The organism is Phenylobacterium sp., assembly GCF_025934275.1.
Lineage (GTDB): Bacteria > Pseudomonadota > Alphaproteobacteria > Caulobacterales > Caulobacteraceae > Phenylobacterium.
Genome location: NZ_JAICYI010000049.1, coordinates 1 through 21,253 on the forward strand (window position 1 = coordinate 1; position 21,253 = coordinate 21,253).

Below are 21,253 nucleotides of genomic sequence, written 5' to 3' on the forward strand. Positions count from 1 at the left end.
CGAGCAGGGCGCGCTGAACCTCTCGGCCAGCCTCTGCCATGTGCTGAAGGACCAGGGCGCGCAGGAATACGCGGCCAACCAGACCCGCGAGGAGGCCCGCCACGTCACCGCCTTCGCCCGCTACATCAAGGCCCGCTGGGGTCGGCCGCGGCCCTGCGGGGCGACGCTGCAGGCGCTGTTGATCGACATCATCCACGCGCCGGAGGTCTATAAGAAGATCATCGGAATGCAGATGCTGGTCGAGGGCCTCGCGATGGGCGCCTTCGCCACCGGCTACCAGACCAACCGCGATCCGCTGGCGCGCAAGCTCTTCCAGCTGGTGATGACCGACGAGGCGTTCCACCACAAGTTCGGGAAGATCTGGGCCGACCGCACGATCCCGAAGATGACCCAGGAGGAGCGCGACACCGTCGAGGACTGGGCCGCGCACTGCTTCCAGAGCCTGCTCTTCAACCTGGGTTCGCCCGTACAGCAGGCGCAGGTCTATCGCGACTTCGGCCTCGATCCGGAGAAGGTGGTCGAAGGCATTCGCACCTTCATCCAGAACGACGACGCCCGGCGCGAACGGCTGAAGACCCAGACCAACATCTTCCGCGTGCTCATCAAGACGCTGCATAACGCAGGCCTGATCACCGAGCGCACGCGCGGGTTCTACGCGACCTACGTCGACATGGACGAGCTGAAGGGCGAGGGCGAGAAGATGGTCGGCGACGACATCGCCGAAGCCGGCATCGCCTACCTGCAGGAGATCAACTTCAAGGAGCGCGCCAAACCCGTGAGCATCGCCGCGGAGTAGGGCGCTTATCCCGAGCCGGAGAAGCCCGCCCGTTGCGGCGGGCTTTTTCTTTGCGCGGTCACCGGTGTGCCGCGCAAGCCACAGCTCCCATCCGGCGGGATCGGAGCATGTTGTGCCCTTGGGCTAACGCAGCTATGCGTGAGGCATCGTACCGAGGGTCCGGACCGATGACGGGTTGCTTTGGCCAGGTGGAGATCATGGGGGCGCCGCTTAACGGCAACGCCTCGCACTTCCGCTTCGCCCGTCCGTCAGCCCCGATTTCCGAGCCCTCCGATGTCCTCCGCCGTCTCCGTCCAGCAGCTCACCAAACGCTACAGCTTCTCTAGGGCCGCAAAGGGCTTCGGGGGCGCGCTGGCGCCCGAGAAAGTGACGATCGAGGCGGTCTGCGACATCAGCTTCGAGATCTCGGCCGGCGAGCGCGTGGCGATCATCGGCCCGAACGGCGCCGGCAAGTCGACGACGCTCAAGATGCTGTGCGGCATCCTGGAGCCCTCGGCCGGCGGGGCCCGGGTCCTGGGGCTCGTCCCCTGGCGGGAGCGCAAGGCGCTGGCCTACCGGATCGGCGTCGTGTTCGGCCAGCGCTCGCAACTCTGGGGCGAGCTGCCGGCCCGCGAATCTTTCGCCCTGCTGCGGCGCGTCTACGACCAGGACGCGGCCGTCTTCGTGCGGCGCCTCGGCGAGCTTTCCGAGCGGTTCGGCCTCGCCGAGCTGATGGATCAGCCGGTGCACCGGCTGTCGCTGGGCCAGCGCATGCGCTGCGAGATCACCGCCAGCCTGCTGCACGGGCCCGCCCTGCTGTTCCTCGACGAGCCCACCATCGGCCTCGACGTCACGGCCAAGGCGGCGATCCGCGACTTCATCCGCGAGCATGCGCGCGACCACGGTGAAACGGTGCTTCTCACCTCGCACGATACCCGCGACATCGAGCTCGTCTGCGATCGGGTCATCGTGGTGGACGAGGGCCGGATCGTCGTGGACCAGCCGACGGACCAGCTCCGCCGGACGTTCCTCGCGCGCAAGCTCATCATCCTGCGCTCGCAGGCGCCGAGGCTGGCGATCGACATGCCGGGCGTCGTTGCGCGCCCGTCCGAGCCGCACACCACCGTGCTCGAGGTCGACACCCGGACAGCCCGCATCGATCAGGTGATCGCCGAGGCGCTGGCGCTCGGCGGTATCGACGACATCACCATCGAAGACCCGCCGATGGAGGAGGTGGTCCGTGAGATCTACGCTGTCGCCCGCCGTCGCTGAGCGCGGCCCGCTCGCCGCGGCCGCCGAGGCTTTTCGCCTGGGCGCAGCCCAGACGCTGTCCGGCTGGCCGGTGCTGATCGGCCGCTGCCTGTTCTACGTGCTGCTGATGGTCGTGCTCTCGGGCCTTTGGGACAAGGTCGCGGCCGAGCGCGTCGCGGGTCTGGCCCAGCATGCGCGCGTCGAAACCTTCGTGCTGTATGTCGGCGCGACGGAGTGGATCACGCTTTCGATCCCAGCCCTGCACCTGAAGTTCGAGGACGACATCCGCGGCGGCGCGCTGGATGTCCATCTGCTACGACCCAAGCCGTACCTGCTGCAGGCGGTCGCCCAGTGCTGCGGCTGGGCGTTCGTGCGCATGCTCGCGCTCGGAGCCACGGCGCTGGCGATGCTGAACCTCTCCGGCCGCGCCTGGCCCTCGCTGCAAGCGCTCGCGTTCATCGGCGTGCTGGGCGTGTTCGGCGCGCTGGTGGGCGTGCTGCTCTATGCGCTGGCGGGCCTGGGCGCATTCTGGGCGCGGCGCGTGCTGCCGTTCCAGCTGATCGTGCAGAAGCTGATGTTCATCCTGGGCGGGCTGTTCGCGCCGATCACCCTCTATCCGCCGATCCTGCGCCGCATCGGAGCCGCCTCGCCGTTCGCCGCGCATCTCTACTGGGCGGGCGTGCAGGCGATCCGCCCCTCGCTGCGGCTGTTCCTCACCGGCCTCGCCTGGCAGGCGCTGTGGGTGGTGCTGCTGAGTCTGGCCTGCGCCGGCCTGTGGGCCGCGGGTGTCCGCAAGGTGCTGCGGGCGGGCGCGGCATGACCGGGCCCTTGCGCCTTTACGCGATCCAGTCGGCGGCCGCCGTGCGCACCTCCATGGCCGACCGGGCGAACTTCCTCTGGCAGGCCGGCGGAATGTTCGTGAACGACGTCTTCATGCTGGCGCTCTGGGCCCTGTTCTTCGCGGGCTTCCGCAGCGTCGGCGGCTGGCGGCTTCCTGACATGGCGCTGCTCTACGGGTTGATCATGGCGATCGTCGGCGCTGCGGGGGTGTTCCTCGGCGGTTATCGCGATCTGGCGGCCAGCCTGCTCAAGGGCGAGCTCGACGCGCTGCTGACCCAGCCGCGCGGATTGATCTTCCGGCTGCTGACGCGCGAAAGCATCGCCTCGGGCTGGGGGGACCTCGTGGGCGGACTGATCGTGCTCGCCGCGTTCGCCGACCTCGGCTGGCGCGACCTGCCGCTGCTGGCGATCGGCGTGGCCGTCGGGCTCGCCGTCTACGTCAGCGCCTCGGTGACCTTCGCGGCCATGGCCTTCTGGGCGGCGGGCGCACGCAGCTTCGCCCGCGACCTGACCGACTTCACGATCCTGTTCTCCAGCAATCCGCCCTCGATCTACCATGGCGCAGCCAAGCTCGTGGCGTTCACCCTGCTGCCGGCCGGATTCGTGGTGGTGACGCCGGTTGGCCTGATCCGCCATCCCAGCGTGGCGGCCTTTGCGCTGAGCTTAGGGGCTGCTGGACTTTACACCGGACTCGCCGCCGCCGCCTTCCACCTGGGGCTGCGGCGCTACCGGCGGGGGCAGTCGCCGACGCTCGGGGGGACTTAGGCGGCGTCGGCGGCGTCGCGCAGCCGCTCGAGCATCAGGCCCAAGGCGGCCTGCATGGCGGCGAGCCGCACCTGCGCGCGGCCCAAGGCTCCCAGATGCAGCACGCGGTGGCTGGTCGGCTTGTCGCGCGCGGCGCAGGCGAGGTGGACGAGGCCCGCGGGCTGATCGGCCCCGCCCTCCGTGAAGCCGGTGATCGAAACCGCGAGATGACCCTTCGAGTGGGCGAGCGCGCCCTCCGCCATGGCGCGCGCGCAGGGCTCGGAGACCGCGCCCTCGCGCTCGAGCACCGCCTTGGGTACGCCCAGCAGCTCGCGCTTGGCCTCAGGGGTGTAGGTCACGAAGCCGCGCTCGAAGGCGTGGCTCATGCCCGGCACGTCCGTGAGCAGCGAGGCGAGCAGGCCTCCGGTGCAGCTCTCGGCGGTGACCAGCATCAGCTCGCGATCGCAGGCGTGGCGAAGGACCGTCTTGGCCAGACGGTCCAGCGCCTCCGGGATCGCGGGCTCGAGGGTTTCGGCCACGCGTCATCCCTGGGAGTTCAGTGCATCCCCATGCCGTCGCCCTTCATCTGGGCTTTCAGCTCCTTTGTGCGCCGCTCGAGCTGCTGACCGATGCCCTTCAGGTCCATATCGGACTTGCGGATCTTCGGGAACAGCTCGGTCTCCTCTTCCTTGACGTGGTGCTCGATCTGCTCCTGCAGCACCTGCATCTTGGCCGCGAACATTTCGTCGGACGGATCGGTCTGCTCGATCTGCCGGATCAGATCCTTGGCGGCGTTGTGCTCGACCAGGGATTCGTCGACCAGCTCGGGATCGTCGATCTCCTCGTGCGCCTGCGGGTAGAGCAGTTCCTCCTCGATCTGGGTGTGGACCTTCAGCTCCATGCAGATCCGGCTGGCGAGGCTCTGTTGCCGGCTCTCGCCCTTCGCCTTGGTGAACTGGCCGAACAGCTTCTTCACGGCCTGGTGCTGCTCCTTCAGGACGGCGATGGCGTCCTTGGAACGCGCCTGGCTGGTCTTGCGGGTGGCGGTCGACTTGCGGGCCGATGAACTCTTGGCGGTGCTGGTGTGGGACGCGGTCGCCATGATGGCCTCTCTCCTTGCAGGGTTGCGCCTGCCCTGAACCCTCGCGCGAACGCTCGGTTCCGCCTTGATTTTCGCGCTGATCCCGGCTGCTTAGGCCCATGACCGGGGGCCCAAACGTGACCGTGGCCGGGGCAGGCGCGCTCGGGCTCTGCGCGGCGCTCGCGCTGGCCGACGCCGGTTGCCGCGTGGAGGTCTGCGATCCCGATCCGCGCGCCAGCGCCTCGGCCGTGGCGGCGGGCATGCTGGCGCCCGTCTTCGAGTCCATCCTGGACGCCGAGACCGCGCCGGCGTTCGACGTGCTGATCGCGGCGCGGGACCTCTGGCCGGGGTTGGAGGCCCGCGCCGGCGTGCGGCTCGACCGCTCGGGCGCCATGGCCGTGGGCGACGAGGACTGGCTCGCGCAGGTCGATGCGGCGTTGATCCGCCTGGGGCTGCACGGGATCGACCTGCCGCGGCGGACCGCCGAGGCGCTGGCGCCGGGGCTTTCGCCGCAGGCCGGCCACGCGATCCTGGTGCGCGAGGACTGGCGGCTCGAACCGCGGCAGGCGATGAGCGCGCTCCGCGCCGCGGCCGAAGCGGCGGGCGTCGCCTTTCGTCAGCATGCGGTCCGAGAGGTGGGATCGGCCGACTGGCTGGTCATCGCCACGGGCGCCGCTCAGGGAAACGGGGGGCTGGCGCCCGAGCTCGCCGCCCTGACTCCGATCAAGGGGCAGATCGTGCGCTACGCCCAGGTCGGTCGCGACGGCGTGAGCGTTCGTGGCGAGGGCGTCTACGCGGCGCCCGCCTCGGACGGCCTGGCGGTCGGGGCGACCATGGAGCTTGGCGCAAGCGACACCGAGCCGGATCGCAAGGTGCTGGAGCCGCTGATCGCCCGCGCCGTCGCCCTGTTCCCCGAACTCGACGGCGCGCCCTTCGCCGTCGCAGCCGGCGTGCGCGCCGCCACGCCCGACGCTCTGCCGCTGGCGGGCTTGTCGGCCGCGCCAAAGGTGGTCCTCGCCGCCGGCGCGCGGCGCAACGGATGGCTGCTCGCGCCGCTGGTGGCGCAGGTCGTGGCGGCGTGCGTGACCGGAGGCGACGCGGGGCCCTATCGGCGGCGCTTCGATCCGGCCCGGTTCGGGGAGAGGAAGCGATGAACGGGTTCTGGCTCAACGACGAGCAGCAGGCGATCCGTGACGCGGTGCTCAAGCTCTGCGCGCGCTTCGACGCCGACTACTGGCGGCGGACCGACGAAAGCGGCGAGTTTCCCGAGGCCTTCGTCTCGGCCATGGGGGAGGCGGGCTGGCTGGGCGCGGCCATGCCGACCGAGCTCGGAGGCGCCGGCCTCGGGCTCACCGAGGCGGCGATCGTCATGCAGGCTGTGAGCGAAAGCGGCGCGGGCTTCTCCGGCGCGAGCGCGCTGCACCTCAACATCTTCGGCCCGATGCCGCTCGCCCGCTTCGGGACCGAGGCCCAGAAGCAGCGGCTGATCCCGCGCCTGATCTCCGGCGAAGACAAGATGTGCTTCGGGGTCACCGAGCCCGACGCCGGCCTCGACACCACCAGCCTTAAGACCAGGGCGGTCCGCACCAACGAGGGCTACCTGATCTCGGGCCGCAAGATGTGGACGACCATGGCGCAGCGGGCGACCAAGATGTTGATCCTCGCGCGCACCACGCCGAAGGCCGAGGTCAAGCGGGCCACCGACGGCATCAGCCTGTTCTACGTGGACTTCGACCGCGACAGGATCCAGGCCAAGCCGATCCCCAAGATGGGCCGTAAAGCCATTGAATCGAATGCAGTCTTTATCGACGACCTGGCCGTGCCGGCCGACGCCCTGGTGGGCGAGGAGGGCCGGGGGTTCTACTATCTCCTGGAGGGGCTCAATCCGGAGCGGGTGCTGGTCGCGGCGGAGGCCGTGGGCCTCGGCCGGGCCGCTCTGAAGAGAGCCGCGGCCTACGCGAAGGAACGCGTGGTGTTCGCTCGGCCGATCGGCCAGAACCAGGGGATCGCCCACCCGCTCGCCCGCGCCTGGGCCGAGCTCGAGGCGGCCAACCTGATGGCCTTCAAGGCGGCCGCGCTCTATGACGCGGGGCTGGAGTGCGGGGCGGAGGCGAACGCCGCGAAGTACCTTGCGGGCGAGGCGGGCTTCCGCGCCTGCGAGACGGCCGTGCTGACCCACGGCGGCATGGGTTACGCCAAGGAGTTCGACGTCGAGCGCTACTTCCGCGAGGCGATGATCGCCCGCATCGCCCCGGTCAGCCGCGAGATGATCCTCAACTTCATCGCCGAGCGGGTGCTGGGCCTGCCGAAGAGCTACTGAAGCCTACTTCAGCGCGAAGCGGATCGGGATGTTGACGACCGCGCCATCCACCGGCCGCCCGTCGAGGGTCTGCGGGCTCATGCGGAAATAGCGGCTGAGCTTCAGGGCGGCCTCGCCGAAGCCGAAGTTCTCCGGGCTCTCGGCCGCAACGCGGCAGTCACGGACCCCGCCTTGCGCCGTCACCGCGCAGGCGAGCGTGGCGGATCCTTCCACGCCCAGCCGCATGGCTCGATCGGGATAGGCGCGGGCGAGCTCTTCGCCCGATGGCTTGCGCAGCCAGTTGGGGCTGATCGCCGCCGGCGGCTTGGGCGGCGCCTCCGCCCGGGGCGGCTCGATCGTCTGCGGCGGCTCGAGCGGCGGCGCGAGCCTCGGCGTCGGCGCTACCGGAAGCGGCTCGAGCGGCGGCGTGTCGCGGACGAGCGGCGCGTGCAACGCGGGCGGAGTCTCTTTCGGCCGTTCGAGGGGTCTGGGCGTCTCGGTCTTGGGAAACCGCACCAGCGGCACGTCGAACACACGATCCGGCTCGGCCAGCCTCGCCATCGGCGGCGCGAAGCGCATGCCGAGGAGGTAGAGGCCGGCGGTGACGTGGATTGCGAGTGAAACGCCGACCGCCAGCCTCAGGTGAGAGGGCCTCCGGCGCCCACGGACCTCCAAGGCGGCCGGGATGGCGTGTTGGAGGATCATGAGCTGCGCCTTTCACGCTTACCTGCGTAATATATTACGCGCGTGCAATATGAACTCCGTACTGCCGCAGCGTCAAGCGGCGTTGTTACACATGTAATTGATCACCGCCGGCTGGGCCGGAACATGGTTAGCCGCGCGTTAACCAAGCCGGCCGCCTCCTCGGAGGCATGGCGATTCAGGGCATCCGGGGAGTCGTGGAGGCGGCGATCGAACGCGCCGCCAAGGCGACCGGGGTCGACTTCTCCTTCCTGATGCGCACGGCGGGCCGCGAGAGCGGCATGAACCCTGCCGCCCATTCAGGCGCCTCCTCCGCCGCCGGCCTGTTCCAGTTCGTGGAGCAGACCTGGCTCTCCACGCTCAAGCAGCACGGCGCCAAGTACGGCTACGCCCGCTACGCGGAGCTGATCTCCAAGGGCGCCGACGGCCGCTACCACGTGAGTGGGAGCGAAGCCCGCAAGGCGGTGATGGACCTGCGGCTGGACCCGCACGCCGCCTCCCTGATGGCCGGCGAGCTCGCCTCCGACCACGCGGCCTATCTCAAGGGGCGGGTGGGCCGCACGCCCACGGCGGGCGAGCTCTACGCCGCGCACTTCCTGGGTCCGCAGGGCTCGGCCAAGCTGATCGAGGCGGCGCAGGCGACGCCGGCGGCCTCGGCGGCGCACCTGTTCCCGGACGCTGCGCGGGCCAACAAGGCGATCTTCTTCCGCGACGGCCGGCCGATGTCGGTGGCTGAGGTCTACCAGGCCCTGACCCGCGCTGCGGGGCCTGGCGGCGCAATCGATCCACGTGCGCCGTCCAGCGACGACGCCGGATTCATCCAGTACGCCTCGGCGCGGCGGGAGGACCGCCTGCGGGCGCAGGATGCGCTGGTGGCGATGATCCTGCGCGGCTCGCAGCCGGCGGACGAGGTGGGGGTCGGCACGCGGCTCACCGGCTCGATGTTCACCACCGAGATGCTCAAGCTGCTCTCAGACGCCCGCGGCGAAAGCTAGGCCGCGGCGCCGGCTTCGTACATCGCCTCGATCTCATCGGCGGCGTAGCCCAGCTCGGCCAGCACCTGGCGGGTGTGCTCGCCGAGCGTCGGCGAGGGCGGCCGGACCGCCACGTCGGCGCCGGGGAAGCGCATCGGCGCGGCGGGCGAGGGGAAGGTCCCGCCTTCGCCGTCCTCCACCTCGATCAGCGCGCCGGACGCCTTGACCTGCGGGTCGGCCGCGACCTCGGCCGGGGACTGCACGGGCGCCCAGACCATGTCCGCCGCATCCATCCGCTGCGCGATCTCGTCGAAGGCGAGTTCGGCGAACGCCGCGTCGAGGATCGGCACCAGCTCGAGGCTGTTGGCGCGTCGCGCCTTGCCGGTCGCGAACCGCTCGTCATGCGCGAGCTCGGGCCGGCCGGCGATCTCACAGAACTTGATCCAGTCGCCGTCCCCACGCCGCGGGTTGTGGACGAACCACCGTCCGTCGGCGCTCTTGAAGAAGGTGGCGATCGGATTGAGCGGCTGCGAGCGGGGCCGGTTCGACGCCAGGCGCCCGAACTTCAGCTGCACGGCCAGGTCAGAGCCCACGGTGTAGACCCCGGTGGCGAGCAGCGAGGTCTGCACCAGGCGGCCATGGCCGGTCCGCTCGCGCTCGAAGAGCGCCGCCAGGATCGCCGAGACGGTCGCCAGCGCGGTGATGTGGTCGCCGAAGCCCGAGCGCAGCATGAATGGATCGGCCCCTTTCGGCGCGGTCATATGGGCGACGCCGGCGCGCGCCCAGAAGGCGGTGACGTCGAACCCGGGCCGGTGCGCCTCGGGTCCTTCAAGTCCGTAGCCGGTGACGATCGCGTAGACGAGCCGGGGATTCGTCCTGCGCAGGCTGGCCTCGTCCAGCCCGGCGCGCCTGAGGGCGGCGGGACGCACGTTGGTGATGAACACGTCGGCGTCGGCCGCGAGCCTGGCCAGCGCCTCGCGGCCCTCGGGCTTGCCGATGTCGAGCACGATCGCGCGCTTGCCGCGGTTGTCGAGGTCGAAGGTGGGGTTGCCCTTCAACTCGGTCTTCAGGTCGGCGAAGGCATGGCGCATGGCGTCGCCGCCCGGCCGCTCCACCTTGATCACGTCGGCGCCCCAGTCGCCCAGCATGCAGGCCGCGGCGGGGGCGGCGATATATGACGCGAACTCGACGACCTTGACCCCTCTCAGCAGCACGCGCGGCCCCTCCTTCGGATGGCGCGGCCACTCTAGACAGTTGTTCGGCGGAGTCTAAGCGACCTGCAGGTCGTTGGCGGGCTGCGGCCTGGCGGCCAGGGCGTCGGCGAGCGCTCGGGCGAGAGCCGGCAGGGCGAACGGCTTGCGCAGGATCGCGCTCGCGCCGGCGGCGAGGCTGGCGGCGGCCTCTTCCGGGTCGCCGCCGATCAGGGCCACCATCGGCGTGCGGCCGGCGGAGCCCTCCAAGCCGCGGATCGCGGCCATGGTCTGCGGCCCCTCGGGCGCGGCCGTCGCGCCCACCACCACCAGGTCGAAGTCGCAGGCCCGGGTGAGCTCCAGGGCGCGCGCGCCGTCGCTCGCCTGCACGACCTGATGTCCGAGCTGTTCGAGATTGGCGCGCAAGGCTGCGCCGGTCAGGCCGTCGTCCTCGGAGATCAGCACCCGCAGTCGCCGGCGCTCCGTCGGTCCCAGGGGGCGCCCGGCGACATCGGCGCTGGGCGCCCGGGCCGCGGGATCGAACGGCAGCTCCAGGGTGAAGCAGCTGCCGACCCCCGGCGCGCTGTGGGCGCGAAGCTCGCCGTCCATCAGCCGGGCGAGCTGGCGGGCCAGCGTGAGCCCGAGGCCCGCGCCCGGCGTGCCGGCGCAGGTGCGCACGATCCGCTGGAAGGGCTGGAAGGCCTGGTCGAGCTCCGCCTCCGTGAGGCCGGGGCCGGTGTCGGCGATCTCGATCGCCAGCCGCGACGGTCCGGCCAGCGCCACGCGCGCCTCGACTCGGCCGCGCAGGGTGAAGCGCACGGCGTTGCCGAGCAGGGCCGCCAGCACCTGGCGCACCCGCCCCGGATCGCCGATCGCGGCGCCGCCATCGGCGGCTGCGAGGTCCGGGTCGACGTGCAGCGAGATCTCGAGCCCCTTGGCGGAGGCTGCCGGGCGGGCGGCGAGCATCATGTCGCGGGCGATGGCGATCACGTCGAGCGGCTGCGGTTCGAGCGACAGCCGCCCCGCTTCGGCGATTTCGGCGTCCAGCGTCGTGTTCAACACGGAAAGGAGTTCGTTGGCGGCGTCCAGCGCCGCCGAAAGCTGCTCTCGGGAGGGCGCGGAGCGGCCGTTGCGTCCCGCCGCGGCCGCCAGGACGTGCGCCACGCCGGTGAGTCCGTTGCGGATCTCGTCGGACAGCGTCGCCACGAGGTCCGATTTGGATCGTGCCAGCCGGCGCGCCGCATCGGCCTGGTCGGCGCGGTCCGCGGCCAGCGCCTCGCGCTCGGCGGCGAGGGCGAACTGCTTGCGCAGCATCCGGTTGACGACCAGCGCAAGCGCGAAGGCCAGCGCCGTGCCGCCCCAGGCCAGTTCGGCGAGCAGATGGTCCTCCGGCCGTGAGAACAGCGCGATCAGCGGGCCGGCGACGGCCAGCGGACCCACGATCAGCAGGCTCGGCAGCCAGGACGCGGTGAACACCACGCACATCACGCCGCCCGCCAGCGCGGCGAGGAGCAGCGTCGAGCCCACGGGGCCGGCGCCGGCGGCGAACACCGCCATCTGCGCCGTCGCGCCCGCCCAGAGCAGCCCCGACAGCAGCTGCACGCGGCCGCGGTGGGCGAGGTGCTGGGCCGCCGGCTGCTTCAGCCAGCTCACCGCCGCATAGAACGCGCCCCAGGCAATCGCGAAGATCACGAACGTCAGGCTCATCCAGGCGGCGTTGCGGGCGTGTCCGGCCGCCCAGACGTAGACCGGAAGGCTGACCGCGAAGGCGATCAGCGCATAGCGCAGGAGGCCCGCCTGGGTCTCCAGCGCTTGGCGCGTCAGGGAGCTGCTCGTCGCCGCGATCTCGGCCGGTTCCGGGGACTTGGACAAGCGCTGCGCCTCGCATCTGGGGTTCCAGGCGAGGCTAGCCGACGAGCCGTTCCCGCAGGGTTACGCGAGATCGTTAATCCGCAGCTGCGCCGGCAACCTCCCGTTAAGCATGAGCCCGCAACCTTGGACTCGTGGGACTCTGATTCAGGGCGAATCGGGGCGGGGGAATTCGGCGGGTATGGCCACCACTCGGGCGGCGTTGACGGAGGAGGACATCCGCACGCTGGTGAAGGGCGCGACCGCCGAGGAGCGCGCCTGGGCCGCCGAGAAACTCTGCGGCGCCATGGATGCCGAACCGCTCACCGACGAGGCGCGCGCGGCCGCGCAGGACATCGTGCGGATCATGGCCGGCGACGCCGCCGAACTGGTCCGCCGCGCGCTCGCGGTCACCCTTAAGGCGTCGCCGCTGGTGCCGCGCGACGTCGCGCTCAAGCTGGCGCGGGACGTCGAGAGCATCTGCCTGCCGATGCTGGCCTTCTCGCCGGTCTTCGAGGATGCGGACCTGGCAGAGATCGTGCGGCTCGGCGGCCCGGTCCGCCAGCTCGCCATCGCCAAGCGGTCGCAGCTTTCCTGCACGGTCACCGAGGCCATCGCCGAGCACGGCGCGGAACGCCCTGCGGCGGCGGCCTGCGCCAACGACAACGCCGAATTTGCGGAGCAGGCCCTGCAGCGGATCATCGACCGTTTCGCAGCCTCGGAGCGGGTGCTGGCCGCCGTCGCCTACCGCCAGGCGCTGCCGCTGGCGGTCGCCGAACGACTCGTGACGCTGGTCGGCGACCAGCTGCGCGAGCACCTGGTCAGCCAGCACTCGCTGTCGCCCGAGGTCGCCATCCAGGTCGCGCTCGGCGCGACCGAGCGGGCGAGCATCGATCTCGTCGACCAGGCCGGCCGCACCGCCGACGTCAAGGGGTTCGTCGCCCATCTCTATGCCGAGAAGCGGCTCAGCGCCTCGCTGCTGCTGCGGGCGCTCGCCCAGGGCCACATGACGTTCTTCGAATGGAGCGTGGCGGAGCTCGCCGGGGTGCCGCACCACCGCACCTGGCTGATGATCCACGACGCGGGTCCCCTGGGGCTGAAGGCGATCTATGAGCGCGCCGGGCTGCCGGCCAGGCTGTTCCCGGCCTTCCGGGCGGCGGTCGACACCTTCCACTCGATGGAGTTCGACGGCGGGGCCAAGGACCGCGAGCGTTTCCAGGAACGCATGCTGCAGCGCTTCCTGACCCAGCCCCAGACCGCGTCCCACGACGATGTCGACTACCTGCTCGACAAGCTGGATCGCGTGTCGCGGGAGCTCCGTGACGACGCGAGCGCGGAGAGCGGCTGACATCCGATTGACGTAGGGGGCGCCTTGCCGCTCCGGTCCGCGCGCTTCAAGCTCGCGCCATGACCGACGTCCGCACCCCCGCCGAGATCAAGCCCGCCGCCACCATCCTGCTGCTGAGGGACGAACCCGCTTTCGAGGTGCTGATGGTCAAGCGCCACCATCAGATCGACTTCGCCTCCGGCGCGCTGGTGTTCCCGGGCGGCAAGAGCCACGCGGGCGACCACGACGAAGCCTGGGCGGAGCACGTGCTCGGCTGGGCGGACCACGATGCGGAGCAGCGCGGCCTGCGCATCGCCGCCATTCGCGAGGTGTTCGAGGAGGCCGGCATCCTGCTCGCCAAGCGCCGCAACGGAGAGCCGATCGGCGGCGAGGCCTGCCCGATGGACGTCCGCCAGGCGGTGGACGCCGGCGCCACGCCGTTCCTGGACGTGGTGCGCGGGCTGGACGCCCAGCTCGACCTCGCCGCGCTGACCGTGTTCGCCCGCTGGATCACTCCCGCGGTGGTGGCCAAGCGATTCGACACCTGGTTCTATCTCGTGAAGGCGCCCGACGATCAGCTCGCCGCCTGCGACGGCCGCGAGACGGTCGACGCCGAGTGGATCCGTCCGGCCGAGGCGCTGCGGCTAGGCGAGGCCGGCGAGCGCACGGTGATCTTCCCGACCCGCATGAACCTGAAGCTGCTGGCCGAAGCCGGCCACGCGGAGGATGCGGTGGCGCGCGCCCGGGCGCGCCCGCTGGTCACGGTCCAGCCGCAGGTCCAGGAGCGGGGCGGCCGACGCGTGCTGGTCCTGCCGCCCGACGCCGGCTACGGCGCGGTCGAAGAGCCGCTCGAGAGGGTGATGTAGCCCTAGCTCGCGAACTCGCGAACCCGACGCTCCAGTTCCTGCGCCAGCGCGGCGCCGACCGGATGGGTGTCCGACTTGATGTCGTCGCGGACGGCGGCCTTGATGCCATCGATGTGAGCGTCGACCAGCGACATCGGCGCGCTGAGCCGCTTGTCCTTCTCGTCGATCAGCTTGCAGAGCGAGCCCGCGATCCTTGTGATCAGCTGGTAGCCATAGGTGGTGCCAAGGCCTTTCAGGTCGTGCGCCCGCAGATAGAGGTTCTCCATGGTCTCCGGGGTCATGCCCTGGACCTTCACCTCCTGGCGGGCGGCGTCGAGCTTGGTGATCTCGTCCTGCAGCCACTGGGAGAAGTTGCCGGCCAGACTCTTCAGCGCCGCTTCCGCCTTGGCGATGGCGGCCGCGTCGATTCCGCCGAGGCGACCCCCGCCCAGCTTCAGCCGCAGCGTGTTCGACGGCGGGATCATCTGGCTCGGATTCTGTTGGCTCACCGAAAAGCCCCCTTCTTGCTCTTTCCGGCAATCTAGGGCGAAGCCGTTAATAAGCGGTGAGCCGCAACCCACGGTATTTCGTGCGCTTTCTGGAGCCGGCCTGGCGGCTCAGGCGGAGAACTGCTCCGCCAGCACCCGTTCCTCGAGGCTGCGGCCGGCGTCGAACAGCATGGTCAAGCCGATGCTCCGATCCTCCGCCACGTCGACGCTCAGCACGTCGCGGACTTCGAGGTTGTCGGCCACCGCGCTGACCGGCCGCTTGTCGGCTTCGAGGATCTCGAAAGCGACCTTGGCGGTGTGCGGCAGGAGCGCGCCGCGCCAGCGCCGCGGCCGGAAGGCGCTGATCGGCGTCAGCGCCAGCACCCGCGCGTCGAGCGGGATGATCGGCCCGTGGGCAGAGAGATTGTAGGCGGTCGAGCCTGCCGGCGTCGCCACCAGCGCGCCGTCGCAGAACAGTTCGGCGAGCCTGACCTTGTCGTCGATGGAGATGCGCAGCTTGGCGGTCTGACGGGTTTGCCGCAGCAGCGACACCTCGTTGATCGCCAGGGCGTCGTGGGTCTGACCGGCCATGTCCCGGGCGCGCATGCGCAGCGGATAGATGAGCGCGCGCTCCGCCGCGTTCACCCGCTCGAGCAGGTCGTCCTCGGAGTACTCGTTCATCAGGAACCCGACCGAGCCGCGGTTCATGCCGTAGATCGGCGGGCAGTCGGGAATGTGCTTGTGCAGCGTCTCCAGCATGAACCCGTCGCCGCCCAGGGCGATAATCACCTGCGCCTCGCGCTCGGGGGCCTCCCCGTAGCGCTTCACGAGCCGGGCGCGGGCGTCCTGCGCCTCTGGCCGGTCGCTGGCGGTGAAGGCCACGCGGGTCACGAAGGGTTCAGGCTTGAACATCTGCCCTGGAAAAGGCGGGCGCCCGGCGGGGCTTGTCAAACCCGCGTCCTAGACTCCCTTGGCGGCCTGGCGGAAGGCGGCGCCCGCGACCTGCGGGCTGACCGGGCCGAACGCGCCGACCGCTCGCCGGGCGCCCTCCGCGCCACCGCCGGGACGCCCGCCGTTCAGCTCCCGGACCATGTGCAGGATGGACGGGAAGACGCTGCGGTCGATGCCGACCGCAGCGCAGGCGAGGCCCAGGATCTCCGGCCGGTCGGAGTCGACGGCGCGGCGGACCTGCTCGGCTTCGAAGCGGCCGAGGATGGCGAGCGTGGTGCAGAACAGCGACAGGCGACCTTCCCGCAGGGCGCGGACCAGATAGCCCGGACGCAGCTGGCCGGCGGCGTGCAGCTTATCGATCAGGCGCCGCTCCATGGCCTCGCGCTCGCCGTCGCGGGCGACCACGAGCAGGCCCTGGCTGTCGTGCACCCCGCCGTGCGCCTCCGCGACGCTGGCGGCGAGCGCAACGCCGATGTCCTTCGAATCCAGACGGAACCGCTCGACCAGCGCCTGGCGCAGCGCCTGGCCGACCCAGACATAGAGCTGCAGGGCGAGCTCGCCGGTCAGCTTCGGATGCCGCGACAGCGGCGAGCGGAGCGCCGCCACCTGGCGCGCCATGTCGACCAGCCGCATCATGTCGGCTTCCGACAGCTCGGCCGTGCCGTTGCCGGCGAGGGCGGCCAGCACCGCGGGCTCCGCCTGCTTGAGGATGGCCGCCACCACGGGCGCGCCGAGCCTCGGCCGCCGGGCCACCTCGATCTGGTGCTCGATGGTGGCCTCGACGAGCAGGCGGATAAGATCGTGGTCCTTGAGCACGGGGCTGGCGGCGATCACCGGGCGGGCGATCTCGATCTCGTCCAGCGCCAGCACATTGATCAGCGCCGGCGGCGCCCATTCGGCGTGGGCGAGCTTGCTGGCGAGCTTCTGGCGGATCTCGCGCTCGGCCTCGACCACCAGGCTCAGGAAGATCGAATTGAGCGAGGCCTGCACCTGCGGCTGGCGCACGGCCTCCGCGCCGCTCCCCGCCTCGCAGAGCTCCACCACGCCCAGGAGCAGCCGCTCGCGGTCTGCGGGCGAGCGGCTCTTGGCCAGGTCGAGGAGGCTTTCGCTGTTCAGGGCGACGCTCAAGACCGGCTCCCCCAGACGGTTAACGGCGTTCGTCGTTCCAATCTGACGAGTCGCGATGAAAACATGCTTAAACACCCGGGCCGCGCCCCGGCGCCGGATGCGAGGAACCCATGGCCGAACCGCTGCTGCTTGCGCTGGATCAGGGGACCACGAGCACCCGCGCCATCCTGTTCGACGCCGAGGGCGCGGCGCTCGCCGAGGCGGGCCGGCCGTTGCAGCAGTTCTATCCGCAGGATGGCTGGGTCGAGCACGACGCCGGCGAGATCTTCGGCGCCTGCGTCGAGGTGCTGCGCGAGGCGGTGGAGAAGGCCGGTCGGCGCCTGGAGGAGGTGGCCGCCATCGGCCTGACCAACCAGCGCGAGACGGTGGTCATCTGGGACAAGGCCACCGGCGAGCCGATCGCCAGGGCGGTGGTCGGGCAGGACCGCCGCACGGCCGAGGCCTGCGAGCGGCTGCGCGCCGCCGGCCGTGAGGCGCAGGTCACGGAGATCACCGGCCTGCTGCTCGACCCCTATTTCTCGGGGACCAAGGTCGCGTGGCTCCTCGACAACACCCCAGGCGCACGGGCCCGGGCCCGCGCCGGCGAGTTGTTGGCCGGCACCATCGATTGCTGGGTGATCTGGAAGCTGACCGGCGGGCGCGTGCACGCCACCGACGCCACCAACGCCTCGCGCACCCTGCTGTTCGACCTGCGGCGGCAGGCCTGGTCAGAGGAGATGTGCGAGCTGCTGGAGGTCCCGCCCGTGCTGCTCCCGGAGGTCCGCGACTGCGCCGCGGATTTCGGGGAGACGCAGGCCGAGGTGCTCGGCCGCGCCATCCCGATCCGCGGCGTCGCGGGCGACCAGCAGGCGGCGCTGATGGGCCAGGGCTGCATCGCGCCTGGCGAGATGAAGGCCACCTACGGCACTGGCTGCTTCATGCTCATCAACACCGGAGAGACGCCTGCGCCGTCGCGTTCGCGGCTGCTCACGACGGTGGCTGCGCGGGTGAACGGCCGGACGACCTACGCCCTGGAAGGCGCGATCTTCATCGCCGGGGCGGCGATCCAGTGGCTGGGCGAGGGTCTGGGCGTGCCCGGCGGGCCGCAAGCCGTGGACGCTCTGGCGGCGAAGGCCCGCGCCGATCATGGCGTGGTCCTGGTCCCGGCCTTCACGGGCCTCGGAGCGCCCTGGTGGGACGCGGGCGCGCGGGGCGCCATCTTCGGCCTGACCCGCGACGCCGGCCTCGCCGAGATCGCCCAGGCCGCGTTCGACGCCTGCGCCCTGCAGACCCGCGATCTGATCGAAGCCATGCGCGCCGACGCGCCGGAGGCGTTCGCAGGACCGGTGGAGCTGCGCATCGACGGCGGCATGAGCCGCAGCGCCGGGTTCGCCCAGCGGCTGGCCGACCTCACCGGCGTGCAGGTCTGCCGCGCCACCTACCAGGAGACCACCGCGCTCGGCGCGGCCCTGTTCGCGGGCGTCGGCTCGGGCGTGTACGCCGATCTCGCCCAGGCCGCGGCCGCGCGGCCGGGCACCGAAGGGTTTGCGCCCAAGATGGACTCCGGCCGGCGCGAGGCCGCCTATGCCCGATGGCTGGACGCCGTGGCGCGGGTGCGCACCTGAACTTGACGCCGCCTGCGCCGGAGAGGACCCTGCGGGCCGGAATTCGAACTCAAGGAGACGGTCCATGGCGGACGGTTCGGTCGCCGGCGTGACCTCGCTGAAAGGCAAGGTGACCGCTGAGGAGTGGCAGGCGCGCGTGGACCTCGCGGCGCTGTATCGGCTGGTGGCGCTGCACGGTTGGGACGACCTGATCTACACCCACATCTCCGCCCGCATCCCGGGGCCGGAGCACCACTTCCTGATCAACCCCTATGGCCTGATGTTCGACGAGATCACGGCCTCGTCGCTGGTGAAGGTCGACCTCGAGGGCCAGGTGCTGCAGGAGACGCCCTACTTCATCAATCCGGCGGGATTCACGATCCACTCGGCCGTGCACGCCGCGCGCGATGACGCCAGGTTCGTCATGCACCTGCACACCGATCAGGGCGTGGCGGTCGCCGCCCAGAAGGAGGGGCTGCTGCCGCTGTCGCAGCACGCGCTGATCGTGCTGCCGAGGCTCGCCTATCACGACTACGAAGGCGTCGCGCTCAATCTCGACGAACGCGAGCGGTTGGTCGCCGACATCGGCTCCAAGACCCTGATGCTGCTGCGCAATCACGGCACCCTGGCGGTCGGCGAGACGGCCGCCAACTGCTGGGTCGGCATGTTCTACCTGGAGCGCGCCTGCAAGCAGCAGGTGATGGCGCTGTCGGCCGGCCGCGACAATGTGCTGATCGCGCCCGAGGCCGCCCAGCAGGCGGTGCGGGGGCTCGGCTCGGGCGGCTCCAACGGCATCGGCGGCGCACTGGCCTGGCCCGGCTGCCTGCGCCGGCTGGACCGCCAGTCGCCGGGCTACGACGCCTAGCGCAGCCGGGCGCCCACAAAAAAGGGCCCTCCGCCTTGCGGGAGGGCCCATTTGCAACGCGCCGCCCGCTAGGGGGCTGCAGGGCGGGCGTGAGCGCCGCGACCCTGCTGGTCGCCGCGCCAAGGATGTCGACAAGACTGGAACCTGGGTCGACAAGGCTCACCATGAACGGCTCGACGTTACCCGTCAAGGTTGTCCAATCCAAACCTGCCCGCGATGGGAGAAATTTGTTCAGGAGCTGGGCGGCGGGCTGGTCTCGGCCTTGAGGTAGGCGATGACGTCGATCCGGTCCTTCGGGTCCTTGAACCCCGGGAAGGTCATCTTGGTGTTCGGGACCATCGCCTTGGGATCGGTCAGCCACTGATCGAGGTGGGGGGCGTCCCAGGTGAAGGACTGCGCCTTCAGCCCATCCGAATAGGTGAAGCCCGGTCTGGAGGCGACCTTGCGGCCGAAGATCCCGTTCAGGTTCGGGCCGGTCATGTCCGGACCGCCGGGCGTCAGCGTGTGGCACGACTTGCAGATCGCGACCTTGGCCTCGCCGTCCGCCAGGTCGCCGGTGTTGAACGGCGCGGGCAGGCTCGCCACCAGCGCCTTCTTCTGTTCGTCGGTGGGCTCGGCCGTGGTGGTCGCCCCGGGGGCGCCGGGCTGCTGGCTCGATGAGGCCTGCGAATTCTGCGACTGGGTGTTGCTCGGCGACTTGCCGCAACCGGCCAGCGTGGCGGCGAGCGCCGCAGCGGCGAAGACGAAACCCGGGTGGCGCATGTTCGGCGACTCTCCTCGGCGGCCGGAAAATGGGAGCGGCAAGCTAGCGCGTGGCCTTGGCGATGCAAGATGGGTTCACCCGCCTGCAACCGAACCGTGCTATATCACCCATAGGTGACTTCCGGAGCCGCTCCATGGCCACGCAGTTCGCGCCGCCCCCGCCTTCCGCCGAGCTCATCGATCGGTTGCAGCGCCGCCGAACCCTGGGCGTGATGCTGCAGGGCCTGTTCTTCGTGAACTGGCAGGTGCTGTCTCTTCCGATGCTGATGCCGTGGACGGGGTCGAACGGTGTGTTCGACGTCATCCGCGCGGTCACCTACGTCCTGTGGCCGGCGCTGATGCTGGCGTTCATCGCCACCGGCGGCGGCTTCATCCTGTCGCGCGAGATCCGGGCGGTGCTGAATGACGAGACCACCCGCGCGTATCGCCGGCGGGCCTTCGAGTTCGGGTTCTGGGGCGCCATGGCCGGCGTGCTGGCGGGATACGGGCTGAGCCTCGCCAGGGCGGCCTCGCCGCTCGTCGTGGTCCATCTGGTGCTGAGCGCCGGCCTCGCCGTCACCATGGTCACCTTCGCCGCCCTGGAGCTGCGCGCCCAGCGGGGTGGCTGAGCGACGCGCTAGGGCTGCGGTGCGCGGCGGCTGCGGCGCACCGCCTCGTCGAGCGCCTGCAGGAACCGCGACCGGTCCGCGCGGGCGAAGGGCTTCGGGCCGCCGGTCATCTCGCCGGTGGAGCGAATGTGCTCCATGATCGCCCGCGAAGCGAGGGCCTGGCCGATGCTGTCGGCGGTGAACAGGCGTCCGTTCGGGGCGATGGCCTGGCCCGCCTTCTTCAGCACCCGCTCCGCCAGCGGAATATCGTTGGTGACCACGATGTCGCCCGCCTCGGCCTCGGCCGCGATCCAGTCGTCGGCCGCATCCGGCCCGGCCTCGACGATTTGTCGCTCGATCAGGGGCGACGGCGGGATGTGGATGAAGCGGTTGGAGACCACGACGGTCCTCAGCCCGTAGCGGGCGGCCACCCGGTAGACCTCGTCCTTCACCGGACAGGCGTCGGCGTCGATGAAGATGCGCATGCTTTGGCCCGGTGGGATGGCGCCGGATGAGGGACTCGAACCCCCGACCTTCGGTTTACAAAACCGCTGCTCTACCAGCTGAGCTAATCCGGCGCTGGAGCGGCCGTGCGATGCCACGGCCGCTGGGCTGCAGCAAGATGTAGGCGCCTGGGGCTTAAGCTTCCTTTGGCGATTCGCCGCGATCATCCGCAGCGGACAACGGACAGGCGCTCTCATGGTGAAGCATGCCCATGCGGCGGCGGATGCGGCGGCGGCCCACGCCGCCACGAACAGCGCCGTGGCGGATGCGGCCGCGCAGACAGCCGCGCCGCTTCCCCCCATCTGGCACTGGTCGATCTCCGAGATGTGGACCGGGGCCGGCCACGCCTGGATTTCGGCGATCCACGTGCCCTACCTGGGCCTGCTGACGCTGGCGATCGTGATCGCCGCCGCAGCGCGCGTGCTGGTGAAGCTGCTGAGCTGAGCCGCGATCAAGCGGCTTGGAGCCGCGCCCGGGCTGTGCTTTTTCGTGGCCGCCTGGCCGCGGAG

Annotated in this window: 23 protein-coding genes and 1 tRNA gene; 13 read left to right on the forward strand and 11 right to left on the reverse strand. The window is 70.8% G+C overall.

Features of this window, described 5'->3' with window-relative positions; genetic code table 11:
• The 4 genes from Q0W60_RS12760 to Q0W60_RS12775 form a co-directional block, all read left to right on the forward strand.
• A partial coding sequence (locus tag Q0W60_RS12760) for a ferritin-like domain-containing protein (protein WP_297696162.1) occupies positions 1-796 on the forward strand: 796 nt, incomplete at its 5' end.
• Positions 797-1,069: 273 nt separating this feature from the next.
• The gene (locus Q0W60_RS12765) at positions 1,070-2,047 is read left to right on the forward strand and encodes an ATP-binding cassette domain-containing protein (RefSeq protein WP_297696164.1); all 978 of its coding nucleotides are present in this window, start codon (positions 1,070-1,072) and stop codon (positions 2,045-2,047) included.
• Complete coding sequence (locus Q0W60_RS12770) at positions 2,016-2,846, forward strand: ABC-2 family transporter protein (RefSeq protein ID WP_297696165.1); 831 nt, start codon at positions 2,016-2,018, stop codon at positions 2,844-2,846. Before Q0W60_RS12765 ends, Q0W60_RS12770 begins: the two co-directional genes overlap by 32 nt.
• A complete protein-coding gene (locus Q0W60_RS12775; RefSeq protein ID WP_297696167.1) occupies positions 2,843-3,631 on the forward strand; it encodes an ABC-2 family transporter protein in 789 nt (262 codons plus the stop codon). The genes Q0W60_RS12770 and Q0W60_RS12775 overlap by 4 nt, the downstream gene beginning before the upstream one ends.
• Here Q0W60_RS12775 and Q0W60_RS12780 read toward each other — a convergent pair.
• Positions 3,628-4,149, reverse strand: a complete 522-nt coding sequence (locus tag Q0W60_RS12780; RefSeq protein ID WP_297696169.1) for a CinA family protein — start codon at positions 4,147-4,149, stop codon at positions 3,628-3,630. The two genes, Q0W60_RS12775 and Q0W60_RS12780, sit on opposite strands and share 4 nt — an antisense overlap.
• 17 nt (positions 4,150-4,166) lie before the next feature.
• Positions 4,167-4,712, reverse strand: coding sequence for a hemerythrin domain-containing protein (locus Q0W60_RS12785; RefSeq protein ID WP_297696171.1), 546 nt, complete (start codon positions 4,710-4,712; stop codon positions 4,167-4,169).
• Between the two features lie 98 nt (positions 4,713-4,810).
• Here Q0W60_RS12785 and Q0W60_RS12790 point away from each other — a divergent pair, with 98 nt between their 5' ends.
• Together Q0W60_RS12790 and Q0W60_RS12795 are read left to right on the forward strand one after the other, a co-directional pair.
• The gene (locus tag Q0W60_RS12790; protein ID WP_297696172.1) at positions 4,811-5,845 is read left to right on the forward strand and encodes an FAD-dependent oxidoreductase; all 1,035 of its coding nucleotides are present in this window, start codon (positions 4,811-4,813) and stop codon (positions 5,843-5,845) included.
• Positions 5,842-7,011: an acyl-CoA dehydrogenase family protein gene (locus Q0W60_RS12795; RefSeq protein WP_297696174.1), complete on the forward strand. Its 1,170-nt coding sequence runs from the start codon at positions 5,842-5,844 to the stop codon at positions 7,009-7,011. The genes Q0W60_RS12790 and Q0W60_RS12795 overlap by 4 nt, the downstream gene beginning before the upstream one ends.
• A gap of 3 nt (positions 7,012-7,014) precedes the next feature.
• Here Q0W60_RS12795 and Q0W60_RS12800 read toward each other — a convergent pair whose 3' ends face one another.
• Positions 7,015-7,695: an energy transducer TonB gene (locus tag Q0W60_RS12800; protein ID WP_297696176.1), complete on the reverse strand. Its 681-nt coding sequence runs from the start codon at positions 7,693-7,695 to the stop codon at positions 7,015-7,017.
• Between the two features lie 167 nt (positions 7,696-7,862).
• On the opposite strand from Q0W60_RS12800, the gene Q0W60_RS12805 reads away from it, so the two are divergent.
• Positions 7,863-8,687: a transglycosylase SLT domain-containing protein gene (locus Q0W60_RS12805; protein WP_297696178.1), complete on the forward strand. Its 825-nt coding sequence runs from the start codon at positions 7,863-7,865 to the stop codon at positions 8,685-8,687.
• On the opposite strand, the gene Q0W60_RS12810 is transcribed toward Q0W60_RS12805, so the two are convergent.
• Complete coding sequence (locus Q0W60_RS12810) at positions 8,684-9,880, reverse strand: CaiB/BaiF CoA-transferase family protein (RefSeq protein ID WP_297696180.1); 1,197 nt, start codon at positions 9,878-9,880, stop codon at positions 8,684-8,686. The two genes, Q0W60_RS12805 and Q0W60_RS12810, sit on opposite strands and share 4 nt — an antisense overlap.
• Before the next feature lie 54 nt (positions 9,881-9,934).
• Positions 9,935-11,728 (reverse strand): ATP-binding protein, encoded by a 1,794-nt coding sequence (locus tag Q0W60_RS12815; protein ID WP_297696182.1) that lies wholly within the window; start codon positions 11,726-11,728, stop codon positions 9,935-9,937.
• Between the two features lie 178 nt (positions 11,729-11,906).
• On the opposite strand from Q0W60_RS12815, the gene Q0W60_RS12820 reads away from it, so the two are divergent.
• On the forward strand, positions 11,907-13,052 hold the full coding sequence (locus tag Q0W60_RS12820; protein ID WP_297696184.1) for a DUF2336 domain-containing protein: 1,146 nt from the start codon (positions 11,907-11,909) through the stop codon (positions 13,050-13,052).
• 59 nt (positions 13,053-13,111) lie between these two features.
• Positions 13,112-13,897 carry an NUDIX domain-containing protein gene (locus Q0W60_RS12825; protein WP_297696185.1) on the forward strand — a complete coding sequence of 262 codons (786 nt, stop codon included), beginning with the start codon at positions 13,112-13,114 and terminating at the stop codon, positions 13,895-13,897.
• 2 nt (positions 13,898-13,899) lie between these two features.
• Here Q0W60_RS12825 and Q0W60_RS12830 read toward each other — a convergent pair whose 3' ends face one another.
• From Q0W60_RS12830 to Q0W60_RS12840, 3 genes are all read right to left on the reverse strand, one after another.
• On the reverse strand, positions 13,900-14,385 hold the full coding sequence (locus tag Q0W60_RS12830) for an Hpt domain-containing protein (RefSeq protein ID WP_297696187.1): 486 nt from the start codon (positions 14,383-14,385) through the stop codon (positions 13,900-13,902).
• A gap of 108 nt (positions 14,386-14,493) precedes the next feature.
• Positions 14,494-15,276 (reverse strand): NAD kinase, encoded by a 783-nt coding sequence (locus tag Q0W60_RS12835; RefSeq protein ID WP_297696189.1) that lies wholly within the window; start codon positions 15,274-15,276, stop codon positions 14,494-14,496.
• A gap of 48 nt (positions 15,277-15,324) precedes the next feature.
• Entirely contained in the window at positions 15,325-16,443 is a 1,119-nt protein-coding gene (locus Q0W60_RS12840; RefSeq protein WP_297696191.1) for a DUF2336 domain-containing protein, read from the reverse strand.
• Between the two features lie 110 nt (positions 16,444-16,553).
• Between Q0W60_RS12840 and glpK the strand changes: the two genes are divergently transcribed.
• The gene (gene glpK, locus Q0W60_RS12845) at positions 16,554-18,047 is read left to right on the forward strand and encodes a glycerol kinase GlpK (protein ID WP_297696194.1); all 1,494 of its coding nucleotides are present in this window, start codon (positions 16,554-16,556) and stop codon (positions 18,045-18,047) included.
• Between the two features lie 64 nt (positions 18,048-18,111).
• On the forward strand, positions 18,112-18,891 hold the full coding sequence (locus tag Q0W60_RS12850; protein WP_297696195.1) for a class II aldolase/adducin family protein: 780 nt from the start codon (positions 18,112-18,114) through the stop codon (positions 18,889-18,891).
• A 231-nt stretch (positions 18,892-19,122) separates the two neighbouring features.
• On the opposite strand, the gene Q0W60_RS12855 is transcribed toward Q0W60_RS12850, so the two are convergent.
• Complete coding sequence (locus Q0W60_RS12855; RefSeq protein WP_297696197.1) at positions 19,123-19,653, reverse strand: cytochrome c family protein; 531 nt, start codon at positions 19,651-19,653, stop codon at positions 19,123-19,125.
• A 134-nt stretch (positions 19,654-19,787) separates the two neighbouring features.
• Between Q0W60_RS12855 and Q0W60_RS12860 the strand changes: the two genes are divergently transcribed.
• Entirely contained in the window at positions 19,788-20,261 is a 474-nt protein-coding gene (locus tag Q0W60_RS12860; protein WP_297696199.1) for a hypothetical protein, read from the forward strand.
• Between the two features lie 8 nt (positions 20,262-20,269).
• Here the strand turns inward: Q0W60_RS12860 and Q0W60_RS12865 are convergent, their stop codons facing one another.
• Entirely contained in the window at positions 20,270-20,725 is a 456-nt protein-coding gene (locus Q0W60_RS12865) for a YaiI/YqxD family protein (protein ID WP_297696200.1), read from the reverse strand.
• 17 nt (positions 20,726-20,742) lie between these two features.
• Positions 20,743-20,818: transfer RNA gene (locus tag Q0W60_RS12870), tRNA-Thr, on the reverse strand.
• A 121-nt stretch (positions 20,819-20,939) separates the two neighbouring features.
• On the opposite strand from Q0W60_RS12870, the gene Q0W60_RS12875 reads away from it, so the two are divergent.
• The gene (locus tag Q0W60_RS12875; RefSeq protein WP_297696202.1) at positions 20,940-21,188 is read left to right on the forward strand and encodes a hypothetical protein; all 249 of its coding nucleotides are present in this window, start codon (positions 20,940-20,942) and stop codon (positions 21,186-21,188) included.
• Positions 21,189-21,253: the final 65 nt, after the last annotated feature.